The organism is Escherichia sp. E14V7, from assembly GCF_004212225.1.
Lineage (GTDB): Bacteria > Pseudomonadota > Gammaproteobacteria > Enterobacterales > Enterobacteriaceae > Escherichia.
Genome location: NZ_RHJJ01000006.1, coordinates 21,854 through 35,925 on the forward strand (window position 1 = coordinate 21,854; position 14,072 = coordinate 35,925).

The following is a 14,072-nucleotide window of genomic DNA, read 5'->3' on the forward strand; positions in this document are numbered from 1 at the left end:
CTGCGTAGCAGTCATCAGCACAGGTGTGCAGAGATTCGTAATAGGTTGATTATCCTGGTTTTCGCCAGGCAAATTTGCATCAGGCTTCTGGTGACACTTTTGTGATAAAAGGCGCGGCAGATCACATTTAATTTCGACGTTGCCGCATAACCCTGTTTTTCCCCGCTAAGAGGTACGGTATATTCCGCGTTTTACAGGAGAATTTATGCTGCCCGACTCATCAGTCCGTTTAAATAAATACATCAGCGAAAGCGGAATTTGCTCACGCCGCGAAGCGGATCGCTATATCGAGCAAGGCAATGTGTTCCTTAATGGCAAGCGTGCCACCATTGGCGATCAGGTGAAACCCGGCGACGTTGTGAAAGTAAACGGTCAGTTGATTGAGCCTCGGGAAGCCGAAGATTTGGTACTTATCGCCCTGAACAAGCCCGTAGGCATTGTCAGCACCACCGAAGATGGCGAGCGCGATAACATTGTCGATTTCGTTAACCACAGCAAACGCGTGTTCCCGATTGGTCGCCTGGATAAAGACTCCCAGGGGCTGATTTTCCTCACCAACCACGGCGATCTGGTGAATAAGATCCTCCGTGCGGGTAACGATCATGAGAAAGAATATCTGGTGACGGTCGATAAACCGATTACCGAGGAGTTTATTCGCGGCATGAGTGCGGGGGTGCCAATCCTCGGGACAGTGACCAAAAAGTGCAAAGTTAAAAAAGAAGCGCCGTTTGTCTTTCGCATTACGTTAGTGCAGGGGCTGAACCGTCAGATCCGTCGCATGTGCGAGCACTTTGGCTACGAAGTGAAAAAGCTGGAACGTACGCGCATTATGAACGTCAGCTTAAGCGGCATTCCACTGGGAGAATGGCGCGATTTAACCGACGACGAGCTTATCGATCTCTTTAAGCTCATTGAAAATTCCTCTTCCGAGGCGAAGCCCAAAGCGAAGGCCAAACCGAAAACGGCAGGCATCAAACGCCCGGTGGTGAAGGTAGAAAAAACGGCGGAGAAAGGTGGCCGCCCGGCATCAAACGGCAAGCGTTTCGCCTCGCCGGGGCGGAAGAAAAAAGGTCGTTAATCAGCGTTTGCCGCGCGTCGACGTATTTGCCGACCAACTGAATGACGCTTCAGGATCCGGTTTATAAGCCTGCTTTTTCTTCAACTGGCGGGCTTTTTTCGCTTCAGCCTCACGCTCAACCATTAATTTATCGATGTACTCTTTCTTAATGCTGTTGGTTTCGGCGTTGGTCAGCACGCGACCATGTGCAATACGCGCGCGATCCAGCAGCGTCTTCAGTTCGCGCTGTTCACGCTCAGTCATCTCTTTTTGAGTAATACGGGGGAGTGCCATGATGGTGCCCTCTGTTAATCGGATAGTTCAGTGTACGGGAATTTATTTGCAAGCAGAACTGATAAGATTCATTTGCCTTCTCTTTATTTTTATCTGCTTAGATAATTGGCGATAAATACAGATAAAAATTTAACGAAAATAAATGACCGCTAACTTATAAAATTTAATTAATTCTTTGTTATTCAATGCGTTAAAGTTGTGATTTTACTTCTGGCCTGTTTCTCGCAATAACGCTATCTCATTGATAACATCTCTGTTTTCAGTGGTCTGGTACGGGTTAGTTAATATCAAAGGATGAGTCAAATGCCATTAAATGGAGTCAGTGCTGCGATGCGCGAACGGGTATCGCAGCAGTTAAAGGAAATTGAACGTCGCTATGGCGTGAAAGTACTATACGCCTGCGAATCGGGGAGTCGCGGCTGGGGATTTGCTTCGCCCGACAGCGATTACGATGTGCGGTTTTTGTATGTCCATCCGCTGGAATGGTATCTGCGGGTAGAGTCACCGCGCGATGTTATCGAACTGCCCATCGACGACGAACTTGATGTTTCCGGTTGGGAATGGCGCAAAGCGCTGGGATTGCTGAAAGGTGCGAACCCGACGCTAATTGAATGGCTGGATTCACCGGTGGTCTATCAGCAAGATGAAGAGACGATAACGGCGCTTAAGGCAATGGTCCCAACGTGGTTTTCTCTCCGCTGCGTGCGCGTTGGCATTACTATTCGATGGCGCAGAAAAACTTCCGCGGCTATTTGCAGGGCGATGAAGTTCGACTGAAAAAATACTTTTACGTGCTGCGTCCGCTGCTGGCCGTGCGCTGGGTTGAAGCGGGAAAAGGCGTACCGCCAATGCGTTTTTCCGAATTGCTGGCGGAAAGTGAGTTGGATGCGGCCTTACGCGCAGAAATAGATGAATTGCTGGAGCGTAAACAGCGTGCGGGTGAAGCGGAATATGGCCCACGCCGTCCATTGCTACATGCGTTTATCCATGCGGAACTGGCGCGTGGGGAAATTCCGCCTGTGTTACCGGATAGTAGGGATGGTGATACCAGGGAGCTGGATAGGTTGTTGATGGCGACAGTGATGGGAGAATAAATTCGGCCCGGCAAGTATCATCCGGGCCGCACTGTTTTTACTCAAACAAATTACTATGCAGTTTCTGCACCACCTGTTCCGCGTCTTCGCCAGGCACCAGGAAGCACAGGTTATGACTGGAAGCGCCGTAGCAAATCATGCGAATGTTGAACGGTTCAAGTACGCCAAACACCTCTTTGCCAACACCACAGGCTTTTGACAGGTCGTTACCAATCAGAGCCACCAGCGCCAGGCCTTCTTCCACTTCTACCCGGCACAGGGCTGAAAGCTCCATCAGCAGCGATTGTGTCAGCAATGTATCGCCAGTTGACGTTGAACCGGTAGTGTCGAGGGTTAACGCCACGCTCACTTCTGACGTAGTAATTAAATCCACCGAAATATTATGCCGTGCGAGAATGCCGAAAACCTCCGCGAGGAAGCCGCGAGAATGCAGCATATTCAGGCTATGCAGGGTTAACAGCGTTTGTTTGCGACGCAGAGCCAGCGCACGGAACAACGGCGGATTTTCGGTTTTATTACACACCAAAGTACCGCCAGCACGCGGATCTTTGCTTGAACCGACAAACACCGGGATATCGCTGCGAACTGCAGGCAGTAAGGTTGCCGGATGAAGTACTTTGGCACCAAAGGTTGCCATTTCAGCTGCTTCTTCAAAGGCGATTTCATCAATTCGTTTGGCATCAGGCACGACGCGTGGGTCGGTAGTATAAATCCCCGGCACATCTGTCCAGATATCGACGCGAGCAGCGTTTAACGCTTCTGCCAATAGTGCCGCCGTGTAGTCACTACCGCCGCGACCAAGCGTTGTGGTGCGCCCTTTACTTTCACTGCCAATAAAGCCCTGGGTGATGACTAAACCTTCGCTGAGACGTGGGGTTAGTTGCAGCGCAGACAGTTCCGCCAGCGCAGTAATATCTGGCTCCGCGCGGCCAAAGCGATCGTTTGTGCGCATCACTTTACGCACATCAAACCACTGGGCCTGAACATTGCGTTCACGCAGAATCTCCACAAACAGCAGGGTAGACATCAGTTCGCCGTGGCTGACCAGTTCATCAGTTAGCGCTGGAGAGGTTGCCAGTGCAGCAGCTTCGGCCAGGACGGTAATGTTCTCCAGCAAACGTTCAATCTCTTCACGGATGACGTTCGGGTAACGCAAGCGCTCCAGAATGGCGAACTGAATATTGCGAATGGCATCGAGTTTTTCGAAACGCTCAACCGGTTCCAGACCTTCAGCCAGTGCAACCAACAGATTGGTAATGCCCGCAGAAGCAGAAAGCACAACTAAACGCACATTCACATCAGAAAGCACAATGTCGGCGCTGCGGTTCATGGCGTCGAAATCAGCCACGCTAGTACCACCAAATTTGGAGACAACAATATCGGGCATAACAACCTCGTGTCAGGGAATGAAAGAAGCGACCTTGGCACAAAGGCAAAACAGAAACCGGTGCAGGCGCAGACCGTATTTATAAATAAAAGGTGTAGGGGAGTGTGTCAACGCCGGGATTATGCGGATTATTCATGCAGCGGGCGTGGTCAGAAATTGTGCTTATAACGTCTATACTTTTTATCCTCTTCAGTGGTTAGCTGAGCTAACGGCACTAAAACCATCACATTTTTCTGTGACTGGCGCTACAATCTTCCACAGTCACAATTCTCAATATCAGAAGAGTATTGCTAATGAAAAACATCAATCCAACGCAGACCGCGGCCTGGCAGGCACTACAGAAACACTTCGATGAAATGAAAGACGTTACGATCGCCGATCTTTTTGCTAAAGACGGCGATCGTTTTTCTAAGTTCTCCGCAACCTTCGACGATCAGATGCTGGTGGATTACTCCAAAAACCGCATCACCGAAGAAACGCTGGCGAAATTACAAGATCTGGCGAAAGAGTGCGATCTGGCGGGCGCGATTAAGTCGATGTTCTCTGGTGAGAAGATCAACCGCACCGAAAACCGCGCCGTGCTGCACGTAGCGCTGCGTAACCGTAGCAATACGCCGATTCTGGTTGATGGCAAAGATGTTATGCCGGAAGTCAACGCGGTGCTGGAGAAGATGAAAACCTTCTCGGAAGCGATTATTTCTGGTGAGTGGAAAGGCTATACCGGCAAAGCCATCACCGACGTGGTGAACATTGGGATCGGCGGTTCTGACCTTGGTCCGTACATGGTGACTGAAGCGCTGCGCCCTTACAAAAACCACCTGAACATGCACTTTGTTTCTAACGTTGATGGGACTCACATCGCGGAAGTGCTGAAAAAAGTAAACCCGGAAACCACGCTGTTCCTGGTAGCATCTAAAACCTTCACTACTCAGGAAACCATGACCAACGCCCATAGCGCGCGTGACTGGTTCCTGAAAGCGGCAGGTGATGAAAAACACGTTGCGAAACACTTTGCGGCGCTCTCCACCAATGCCAAAGCCGTTGGCGAGTTTGGTATTGATACCGCCAACATGTTCGAGTTCTGGGACTGGGTTGGCGGCCGTTACTCTTTGTGGTCAGCGATTGGCCTGTCGATTGTTCTCTCCATCGGCTTTGATAACTTCGTTGAACTGCTTTCCGGCGCACACGCGATGGACAAGCATTTCTCCACCACGCCTGCCGAGAAAAACCTGCCTGTACTGCTGGCGCTGATTGGCATCTGGTACAACAATTTCTTTGGCGCGGAAACTGAAGCGATTCTGCCATATGACCAGTATATGCACCGTTTCGCGGCGTACTTCCAGCAGGGCAATATGGAGTCCAACGGTAAGTATGTTGACCGTAACGGTAACGTAGTGGATTACCAGACTGGCCCGATTATCTGGGGTGAACCAGGCACTAACGGTCAGCATGCGTTCTACCAGCTGATCCACCAGGGAACCAAAATGGTGCCGTGCGATTTCATCGCTCCGGCTATCACCCATAACCCGCTCTCTGATCATCACCAGAAACTGCTGTCTAACTTCTTCGCTCAGACCGAAGCGCTGGCGTTTGGTAAATCCCGCGAAGTGGTTGAGCAGGAATATCGCGATCAGGGTAAAGATCCGGCAACGCTTGACTACGTGGTGCCGTTCAAAGTGTTCGAAGGTAACCGCCCGACCAACTCCATCCTGCTGCGCGAAATCACTCCGTTCAGCCTGGGTGCGTTGATTGCGCTGTATGAGCACAAAATCTTTACTCAGGGCGTGATCCTGAACATCTTCACCTTCGACCAGTGGGGCGTTGAGCTGGGTAAACAGCTGGCGAACCGTATTCTGCCAGAGCTGAAAGATGACAAAGAAATCAGCAGCCACGATAGCTCAACCAATGGTCTGATTAACCGCTATAAAGCGTGGCGCGGTTAATCATCGTGCCGGATAAGGCGTTCACGCCGCATCCGGCAACCAGTGCCTGATGCGACGCGGTCGCGTCTTATCAGGCCTACAGGTCGATGCCGATATGTACATCGTATTCGGCAATTAATACATAGCACGATTGATTAAATAACCTTAATAACAATGCCGACTATAAGTCGGCATTGTTTTATCAGATAAATCCCCTTGTCGGAGATTTAACGAAAATCATACCGTGAGGTTAATCCTAAAATAGATTTTTAACCTGCAATAATTTCGGAAAATACGCAGATTAATTACTTTTTGTTGTATTTTAACTTCATGATTTTTAATCTTATTTATATATAGGTTAAAGCTTATATTTGATATTCATTCCAATTATCCTAAAACCCCATTGCTAATTCCCCGCGCCGTAATTCGCATGCTTTAGTTGTGTATACTCGATCCCGCCCGAAATGTTTTTGGGTAAATCTCCATTCATTCAATGAAGGGAAATTGTTATGAAAAAAGTTCTGTATGGCATTTTTGCCATATCTGCGCTTGCGGCGACTTCTGCGTGGGCTGCACCTGTACAGGTGGGCGAAGCGGCAGGATCGGCAGCAACGTCGGTTTCGGCGGGTAGTTCCTCCGCGACCAGCGTTAGCACCGTAAGCTCGGCGGTGGGTGTCGCGCTCGCGGCAACCGGTGGCGGTGATGGTTCTAATACCGGGACCACCACAACCACGACCACCAGTACCCAGTAATAACGTATGTATCCCCAAAATAATTCAGTATGGCGGGGATTAACCATAACCACACTCCGGTGTGGTTATTCTGCCCCTCTGGAGAAGAGTCGTGAAGCGACCTGCACTCATTCTTATCTGCCTGTTATTACAGGCCTGTTCAGCCACGACTAAAGAGCTGGGCAATTCACTGTGGGACAGTCTGTTCGGCACGCCAGGCGTACAGCTGACGGACGATGATATTCAAAATATGCCCTACGCCAGCCAGTACATGCAGCTTAATGGCGGGCCGCAATTGTTTGTGGTGCTGGCCTTCGCTGAAGACGGACAACAAAAATGGGTCACTCAGGATCAGGCCACTCTCGTCACACAACATGGTCGTCTGGTGAAGACTTTGCTTGGCGGCGACAACCTGATTGAAGTGAATAACCTTGCCACTGACCCGCTGATCAAACCCGCACAAATCGTTGATGGCGCAACCTGGACGCGCACGATGGGCTGGACCGAGTACCAGCAGGTACGCTACGCCACCGCACGCTCAGTCTTCAAATGGGATGGCACCGATACCGTCAAAGTCGGCAGCGATGAAACCCCGGTTCGCGTGCTGGACGAAGAAGTCTCCACCGACCAGGCGCGCTGGCATAACCGCTACTGGATCGACAGCGAAGGGCAAATTCGCCAGTCGGAACAGTATCTCGGCGCGGATTATTTCCCGGTGAAAACCACCCTCATCAAGGCGGCAAGACAATGATTAAACAAACTATTGTCGCGTTGCTTTTGAGTGTGGGGGCGTCATCGGTCTTTGCGGCAGGAACCGTCAAGGTGTTCAGCAATGGTAGTAGTGAGGCCAAAACGCTGACGGGCGCGGAGCATTTAATCGATCTGGTAGGCCAATCTCGACTGGCAAACAGCTGGTGGCCAGGTGCGGTGATTAGCGAAGAGCTGGCAACGGCGGCAGCATTGCGTCAGCAGCAGGCGTTGCTGACACGGCTGGCAGAACAGGCCGTAGATTCCAGCGCTGACGATGCCGCCGCCATTAACGCCTTACGCCAGCAAATTCAGGCGTTGAAAGTGACGGGCAGACAAAAAATCAATCTTGATCCTGATATCGTGCGCGTTGCCGAACGCGGTAACCCGCCGTTGCAGGGCAACTACACGCTGTGGGTCGGACCGCCGCCGTCAACGGTCACGTTGTTCGGGCTTATCAGCCATCCTGGCAAGCAGCCATTCACTCCCGGTCGCGACGTGGCGAGCTATCTCTCCGGGCAAAGTCTGCTTAGCGGTGCGGATCGCAGCTACGCGTGGGTGGTTTACCCGGACGGACGCACGCAAAAAGCGCCGGTGGCTTACTGGAACAAGCGTCACGTAGAGCCAATGCCCGGCAGCATTATTTATGTTGGCCTCGCGGACTCTGTCTGGAGTAAGACGCCCGACGCCCTTAACGCAGACATTCTTCAGACCCTGACGCAGCGGATACCCCAATAATGAAAAAAAGACATCTGCTTAGCTTACTGGCGCTGGGCATTAGCACGGCTTGCTACGGCGAAACGTATCCTGCGCCCATTGGCCCGTCGCAATCGGATTTCGGTGGCGTAGGACTGTTACAAACGCCCACCGCCCGCATGGCGCGGGAAGGGGAGTTGAGCCTGAACTATCGCGATAACGATCAGTACCGCTATTACTCAGCTTCCGTGCAACTCTTCCCGTGGCTGGAAACAACGCTGCGCTACACCGACGTGCGCACCCGGCAGTACAGCAGCGTCGAAGCGTTCTCTGGTGATCAAACGTATAAAGATAAAGCCTTCGATCTCAAACTGCGTTTGTGGGAAGAGAGTTACTGGATGCCGCAAGTGGCGGTTGGCGCGCGGGATATCGGCGGTACGGGGCTGTTCGATGCAGAATATCTTGTCGCCAGCAAAGCCTGGGGGCCGTTCGATTTTACGCTCGGTCTGGGCTGGGGATATCTGGGCACCAGCGGTAACGTGAAAAATCCGCTCTGTTCAGCCAGTGATAAATATTGCTATCGCGATAACAGCTACAAACAGGCGGGATCTATCGACGGCAGCCAGATGTTCCACGGTCCTGCCTCACTGTTTGGCGGCGTGGAATACCAGACGCCCTGGCAACCGCTGCGCCTGAAACTGGAGTATGAGGGCAATAATTATCAGCAGGATTTTGCCGGGAAGCTGGAGCAAAAAAGTAAGTTTAACGTCGGTGCGATTTATCGCGTTACCGATTGGGCCGACGTTAACCTTAGCTATGAACGTGGTAACACCTTTATGTTTGGCGTCACGCTGCGCACCAACTTTAACGATCTACGTCCTTCGTACAACGATAACACCCGCCCGCAATATCAACCGCAGCCGCAGGATGCCATTTTGCAGCATTCGGTGGTGGCGAATCAGTTAACGCTGTTGAAATACAACGCCGGACTTGCCGATCCGCAGATCCAGGCGAAAGGCGATACGCTGTATGTCACCGGCGAGCAAGTGAAATATCGTGATTCGCGCGAAGGGATCATCCGCGCCAATCGGATCGTGATGAACGATCTGCCGGATGGGATCAAAACGATCCGTATCACGGAAAGCCGCCTTAACATGCCGCAGGTGACGACGGAAACCGATGTCGCCAGCCTGAAAAATCATCTCGCCGGAGAGCCGTTGGGCCACGAAACGACGCTGGCGCAAAAACGCGTCGAGCCAGTGGTTCCGAAGTCCACCGAGCAGGGCTGGTATATCGACAAATCACGCTTTGATTTCCATATTGATCCGGTGTTGAACCAGTCGGTCGGTGGCCCGGAAAACTTTTACATGTATCAGCTGGGCGTGATGGGAACGGCAGATTTGTGGCTGACGGACCATCTGCTGACCACCGGCAGCCTGTTTGCTAACCTGGCTAACAACTACGACAAGTTTAACTACACCAATCCACCGCAGGACTCGCACTTACCGCGCGTTCGTACCCATGTGCGCGAGTATGTGCAGAACGATGTCTATGTGAATAACCTGCAAGCCAACTACTTCCAGCATCTGGGCAACGGCTTCTACGGTCAGGTCTACGGAGGTTATCTCGAAACCATGTTTGGCGGTGCGGGGGCAGAAGTGTTGTATCGCCCGCTGGACAGCAACTGGGCGTTTGGTCTGGATGCCAACTACGTTAAACAGCGCGACTGGCGTAGCGCAAAAGATATGATGAAATTCACCGACTACAGCGTGAAAACCGGACATCTGACCGCATACTGGACGCCATCTTTTGCTCAGGATGTGTTAGTGAAAGCGAGCGTCGGACAGTATCTGGCAGGGGATAAAGGCGGCACGCTGGAAATAGCCAAACGCTTTGACAGCGGCGTGGTGGTTGGCGGCTATGCCACGATCACTAATGTTTCGAAAGAGGAGTACGGCGAAGGGGACTTCACCAAAGGCGTGTATGTCTCTGTACCGCTGGATCTCTTCTCGTCTGGCCCGACACGCAGCCGTGCGGCAATTGGCTGGACGCCGCTGACGCGTGACGGGGGTCAGCAACTTGGGCGTAAGTTCCAGTTGTATGATATGACCAGCGACCGTAGCGTGAATTTCCGCTAAGTCATCGGAAAGGTGCCAGTTTTCGCAATCACTGGCACCCTCATTCTTAATGGCCTGTTGAGCCATCAGGAACGCAGTTCACCCCCGGTTTGCGATCTGGTGTGTAAAGGCGAAAACATTCTGTCTTCCTGTCCGTCGATATCGGTTGCAGGTCTGGTTGCCTGAGCGACTGGGCCATCATTGGGCTGGAGACATTGCTTTGCGGTAGGTCGGCTTTATCAGCAGTGCCGAGCGGACCAGCATAAGCAGGAAGAACAGAGACTGATAACAACAAAGCAGCAAAATAAGGCTTCATTTTTACCACCTTTATCAGGTTACGTTTCATTTGTTCCAGAGGAACATTGTCGATTTTTCGCGCATTGCTGGTGGCTGGGAATCACCTGAATGGGTGATTTTTGCATTACCGGCTTTGGTGTGGTTTGCCTTGCCGGATGCGCCGCCAGGCGCGGCTTATCCGGCCTACGGGTAGGCGCATCCGGCGTTGGTGGGCGCCCCCCCAAATCCAGGGTGAACAAAACATACACAAAAAATATAGATCTCCGTCACATTTTTGCGTTATACAGGAAGCTCGCCACTGTGAAGGAGGTACTGCTATGACGTCACTCTCTCGTCCGCGCGTGGAGTTTATCTCCACCATTTTGCAGACCGTACTCAATCTTGGCCTGTTGTGCCTCGGCCTGATTTTGGTTGTCTTCCTCGGCAAAGAAACGGTGCATCTGGCTGATGTGCTGTTCGCGCCAGAACAAACCAGTAAATATGAGCTGGTGGAAGGACTGGTGGTTTACTTTCTCTATTTCGAATTTATCGCGCTGATTGTGAAGTACTTTCAGTCCGGTTTTCACTTCCCGCTACGTTACTTTGTCTATATCGGGATCACCGCCATTGTGCGCTTGATCATCGTCGATCATAAATCGCCACTGGATGTGTTGATCTACTCAGCAGCGATCCTGTTACTGGTGATCACCCTGTGGCTGTGTAATTCGAAACGGCTGAAGCGGGAGTAAAAAAGAGGCGCTCCGAAGAGCGCCGAATAACAGTCACAAGTTAGGATAACGTAAGTTGAGGGTCTAGCGGCATAACATTGGCAGAACAACATCTTTAACCTTTCACACCACCTGCCGTCAGGCCGTTAACCAACCAGCGTTGAGCCAGCAAGAAGACGATGGTGATTGGTAATGCAGACATCACGGCAGCGGCGGCAAAGTCACCCCACAGGTAGTTTTGCGGGTTAAGGTATTGCTGCATCCCCACGGCCAGGGTGTAACTGTTCACGTCACGCAGTAACAACGACGCGACCGGAACTTCGGTAATGGCAGCGATAAACGACAGGATGAACACCACCGCCAGAATCGGTACAGATAATGGCAACAGGACAAGGCGGAAAGCCTGCCACGGTGTCGCACCATCCAGCGCCGCCGCTTCTTCCAGCGAGCTATCGATGGTTTCGAAATAACCTTTAATCGTCCAGACGTGCAGCGCAATCCCGCCCAGGTAAGCAAAGATAACGCCGCCGTGGGTATTCAGACCGATAAACGGAATGTACTCGCCCAAACGGTCAAACAACGCATACAACGCCACCAGTGAGAGTACCGCCGGGAACATCTGGAAAATCAGCATTCCTTTCAGCAGCGTCGCTTTGCCAGGGAAGCGCATACGGGCGAAGGCATAAGCGCAGGTGGTGGAGAGCGCCACAATACCAATCGCGGAAATACCGGCGACCTTTACCGAGTTCCACAGCCACAGCAGTACCGGGAATGGTGGTGGCGTAATGCGGCCATCCGCCTGTTCAACGCTAAAACCTAACGCCAGTTTCCAGTGATCCCACGAGATTTGCTCCGGGATCAGGCTACCGGTCGCGAAGTTCCCATGGCGCAGCGAGATGGCGACGACCATCAGCAGCGGGAACATAATCGCCGCGATAAAAAGTAGTAGTAGCAGGTGAGTAATAAACAAACGTGCTTTTTGCGATTTCGGTTGGACCATTGCCATTTTTGTTATCTCCCTTAATCAAACTTCATTCGCGTGGCTTTCAGGTTCACTATCGCCAGCGCACCCACCAGCAGGAAGATCAGCGTGGCAATTGCTGCCGCCAGACCGAAGTCCTGACCCCCGCCGCCTTCAAAAGCGATACGGTAGGTGTAGTTAACGAGCAGGTCGGTATAACCGGCTGGCGTGGTCGTGCCAAGACGATCCGGGCCGCCGTTGGTTAACAGTTGAATCAGCACGAAGTTGTTAAAGTTAAAGGCAAAGCTGGCGATCATTAGCGGCGTCAGCGGCTTAATCAGCAGCGGTAGCGTAATCTTGAAGAAGTTCTGGAATGGACCTGCGCCATCCATCGCTGAGGCTTCATACAGATCGTCCGGAATCGCTTTCAGCAAGCCCATGCAGAGGATCATCATGTATGGATAACCCAGCCAGGTGTTGACGATAATCAGCATCGTTCTGGCGGTGGTTGGATCGCTGAACCAGGCGGGCTTCACACCAAACAGCGCGCTCAACATCATGTTGATTTCACCAAAGCTCTGGTTGAACAATCCTTTGAAAATCAAAATTGAAATAAACGATGGCACCGCGTAGGGCAGAATCAGCAGGACGCGATAGACAGCTTTGCCGCGCAACGCTTCCCACTGCACCAGACACGCCAGCACCATGCCGACCGCCACCGTTAAAAAGACGGTGATAAGTGAGAACACTACGGTCCAGACGAAAATTGCAAGGAACGGTTTTTGGATCCCTTCATCGGTGAAGACGCGGGTAAAGTTTTTCCAGCCAGTAGTCACGGTATAACCCGGACTGAGTTTATCGTCACCCCAGTTGCCGTCAGCAGTGATGGACTGGTAAAAACCAATCTGGTCGTTTGGACGATATTTTATGCCACTCTGGTTATTGGTCAGCGTACCGTCATCGCCTAATGTGTACAGCGGCTGAGTGCCGGAGAACTGGCGCAGGGAGCTCATCATCACTTTGTTGCCATCCGGCAGAATGGCGGTAATGTTGCTCAGGGCTTGACGATTCTGGGTAATCACGCGCAGATTCGCGCGCTCGCCTTCAGGCTGCGTGGCCGTTTCTTTCAGTTGCAGTTTTTGCTCGCCGCCAAATTTGAAAGCGTCTGAGAGATAATTTTTGCCGGTTTCGCCGTCGGTGAGCGCCAGTTGCCACTCATCACCCGCGGGATAAAGACCAAAGTTATAGGTTTTCCCTGCCTGCCAGGCGCGGTCCAACAGAACTTCCTGAGCGCGTTCAAAGGTAAGCTGGTTGGTGCTGCTGTAGTTGGTGAAGGCGATGGCGATGGTGCAGACCAGAGGGAAGAGGACGAATAGCCCCATCCCGGCCATTCCCGGGTAGACATAGCGCCAGGCGTAGGCTTTACGATTGGCGAAAATATAGAGCCCCGCTGAGCTCAAAATCAGCGTGGTAATGGCGAACAGGTATTCCCCTTGTGCGTACATTAAAACAACAAGGTAACCCACCAGCAGGCCGAGCAGACCTAACACTGACCATTTCAGCGCGTCGCTTTGCCACCAATGTTTCTTTTTAATGACATCCATGGGGTTCTTCCTCATTCCAGGACAGATAAGGCGTTTACGCCGCATCCGGCAACAACTGCCTGATGCGACGCTGACGCGTCTTATCAGGCCTACATACGTTTCGGCTTCGTAGGCCGGATAAGGCGTTCACGCCGCATCCGGCAACAACTGCCTGATGCGACGCAGGTGCGTCTTATCAGGCCTACATACGTTTCGGCTTCGTAGGCCGGATAAGGCGTTCACGCCGCATCCGGCAACAACTGCCTGATGCGACGCTGACGCGTCTAATCAGGCCTACATACGTTTCGGCTTCGTAGGCCGGATAAGGCGTTTACGCCGCATCCGGCAACAACTGCCTGATGCGACGCTGACGCGTCTTATCAGGCCTACATACGTTTCGTTTTCGTAGGCCGGATAAGGCGTTTACGCCGCATCCGGCAACAACTGCCTGATGCGACGCTGGTGCGTCTTATCAGGCC

Annotated in this window: 13 protein-coding genes and 1 pseudogene; 9 read left to right on the forward strand and 5 right to left on the reverse strand. The window is 52.1% G+C overall.

Annotated features, from left to right (window positions below):
* Positions 1–205: 205 nt before the first annotated feature.
* On the forward strand, positions 206–1,078 hold the full coding sequence (gene rluF / locus D9741_RS07070; RefSeq protein WP_130218604.1) for a 23S rRNA pseudouridine(2604) synthase RluF: 873 nt from the start codon (positions 206–208) through the stop codon (positions 1,076–1,078).
* Here the strand turns inward: rluF and D9741_RS07075 are convergent, their stop codons facing one another.
* Positions 1,079–1,351, reverse strand: coding sequence for a DUF3811 domain-containing protein (locus tag D9741_RS07075; protein WP_001207629.1), 273 nt, complete (start codon positions 1,349–1,351; stop codon positions 1,079–1,081).
* Positions 1,352–1,654: 303 nt separating this feature from the next.
* Here D9741_RS07075 and D9741_RS07080 point away from each other — a divergent pair.
* Positions 1,655–2,445: pseudogene (locus D9741_RS07080) on the forward strand (nucleotidyltransferase domain-containing protein).
* 37 nt (positions 2,446–2,482) lie between these two features.
* Here the strand turns inward: D9741_RS07080 and lysC are convergent.
* Positions 2,483–3,832: a lysine-sensitive aspartokinase 3 gene (gene lysC, locus D9741_RS07085; RefSeq protein ID WP_130218602.1), complete on the reverse strand. Its 1,350-nt coding sequence runs from the start codon at positions 3,830–3,832 to the stop codon at positions 2,483–2,485.
* A gap of 293 nt (positions 3,833–4,125) precedes the next feature.
* On the opposite strand from lysC, the gene pgi reads away from it, so the two are divergent.
* The 5 genes from pgi (at position 4,126) to D9741_RS07110 (ending at position 10,066) form a co-directional block, all read left to right on the forward strand.
* Positions 4,126–5,775, forward strand: coding sequence for a glucose-6-phosphate isomerase (gene pgi / locus D9741_RS07090; protein WP_000789986.1), 1,650 nt, complete (start codon positions 4,126–4,128; stop codon positions 5,773–5,775).
* A gap of 488 nt (positions 5,776–6,263) precedes the next feature.
* Entirely contained in the window at positions 6,264–6,506 is a 243-nt protein-coding gene (yjbE, locus tag D9741_RS07095; RefSeq protein ID WP_000757333.1) for an exopolysaccharide production protein YjbE, read from the forward strand.
* A gap of 91 nt (positions 6,507–6,597) precedes the next feature.
* Positions 6,598–7,236, forward strand: a complete 639-nt coding sequence (locus tag D9741_RS07100) for a YjbF family lipoprotein (RefSeq protein WP_130218600.1) — start codon at positions 6,598–6,600, stop codon at positions 7,234–7,236.
* Positions 7,233–7,970 (forward strand): capsule biosynthesis GfcC family protein, encoded by a 738-nt coding sequence (locus D9741_RS07105; protein ID WP_130218598.1) that lies wholly within the window; start codon positions 7,233–7,235, stop codon positions 7,968–7,970. Before D9741_RS07100 ends, D9741_RS07105 begins: the two co-directional genes overlap by 4 nt.
* Positions 7,970–10,066 carry a YjbH domain-containing protein gene (locus D9741_RS07110; RefSeq protein WP_130218596.1) on the forward strand — a complete coding sequence of 699 codons (2,097 nt, stop codon included), beginning with the start codon at positions 7,970–7,972 and terminating at the stop codon, positions 10,064–10,066. The genes D9741_RS07105 and D9741_RS07110 overlap by 1 nt, the downstream gene beginning before the upstream one ends.
* A 46-nt stretch (positions 10,067–10,112) precedes the next feature.
* Here D9741_RS07110 and D9741_RS07115 read toward each other — a convergent pair whose 3' ends face one another.
* Complete coding sequence (locus D9741_RS07115) at positions 10,113–10,391, reverse strand: hypothetical protein (protein WP_024212568.1); 279 nt, start codon at positions 10,389–10,391, stop codon at positions 10,113–10,115.
* Between D9741_RS07115 and D9741_RS23340 the strand changes: the two genes are divergently transcribed.
* Positions 10,392–10,535, forward strand: coding sequence for a hypothetical protein (locus D9741_RS23340; RefSeq protein ID WP_165383441.1), 144 nt, complete (start codon positions 10,392–10,394; stop codon positions 10,533–10,535).
* A 124-nt stretch (positions 10,536–10,659) separates the two neighbouring features.
* A complete protein-coding gene (psiE, locus tag D9741_RS07125) occupies positions 10,660–11,070 on the forward strand; it encodes a phosphate-starvation-inducible protein PsiE (protein ID WP_000202902.1) in 411 nt (136 codons plus the stop codon).
* Positions 11,071–11,164: 94 nt separating this feature from the next.
* On the opposite strand, the gene malG is transcribed toward psiE, so the two are convergent.
* Positions 11,165–12,055, reverse strand: a complete 891-nt coding sequence (malG, locus tag D9741_RS07130; RefSeq protein WP_130218592.1) for a maltose ABC transporter permease MalG — start codon at positions 12,053–12,055, stop codon at positions 11,165–11,167.
* Positions 12,056–12,069: 14 nt separating this feature from the next.
* A complete protein-coding gene (gene malF, locus D9741_RS07135) occupies positions 12,070–13,614 on the reverse strand; it encodes a maltose ABC transporter permease MalF (protein WP_130218590.1) in 1,545 nt (514 codons plus the stop codon).
* Between the last annotated feature and the right edge of the window lie 458 nt (positions 13,615–14,072).

Bases quoted from the DNA above. Each gene is read 5' to 3' on its own strand.
- rluF (WP_130218604.1), top strand. From the start codon at position 206: ATGCTGCCCGACTCATCAGTCCGTTTAAATAAATACATCAGCGAAAGC.
- D9741_RS07075 (WP_001207629.1), bottom strand. From the start codon at position 1,351: ATGGCACTCCCCCGTATTACTCAAAAAGAGATGACTGAGCGTGAACAG.
- lysC (WP_130218602.1), bottom strand. From the start codon at position 3,832: ATGCCCGATATTGTTGTCTCCAAATTTGGTGGTACTAGCGTGGCTGAT.
- pgi (WP_000789986.1), top strand. From the start codon at position 4,126: ATGAAAAACATCAATCCAACGCAGACCGCGGCCTGGCAGGCACTACAG.
- yjbE (WP_000757333.1), top strand. From the start codon at position 6,264: ATGAAAAAAGTTCTGTATGGCATTTTTGCCATATCTGCGCTTGCGGCG.
- D9741_RS07105 (WP_130218598.1), top strand. From the start codon at position 7,233: ATGATTAAACAAACTATTGTCGCGTTGCTTTTGAGTGTGGGGGCGTCA.
- D9741_RS07110 (WP_130218596.1), top strand. From the start codon at position 7,970: ATGAAAAAAAGACATCTGCTTAGCTTACTGGCGCTGGGCATTAGCACG.
- D9741_RS07115 (WP_024212568.1), bottom strand. From the start codon at position 10,391: ATGAAACGTAACCTGATAAAGGTGGTAAAAATGAAGCCTTATTTTGCT.
- psiE (WP_000202902.1), top strand. From the start codon at position 10,660: ATGACGTCACTCTCTCGTCCGCGCGTGGAGTTTATCTCCACCATTTTG.
- malG (WP_130218592.1), bottom strand. From the start codon at position 12,055: ATGGCAATGGTCCAACCGAAATCGCAAAAAGCACGTTTGTTTATTACT.
- malF (WP_130218590.1), bottom strand. From the start codon at position 13,614: ATGGATGTCATTAAAAAGAAACATTGGTGGCAAAGCGACGCGCTGAAA.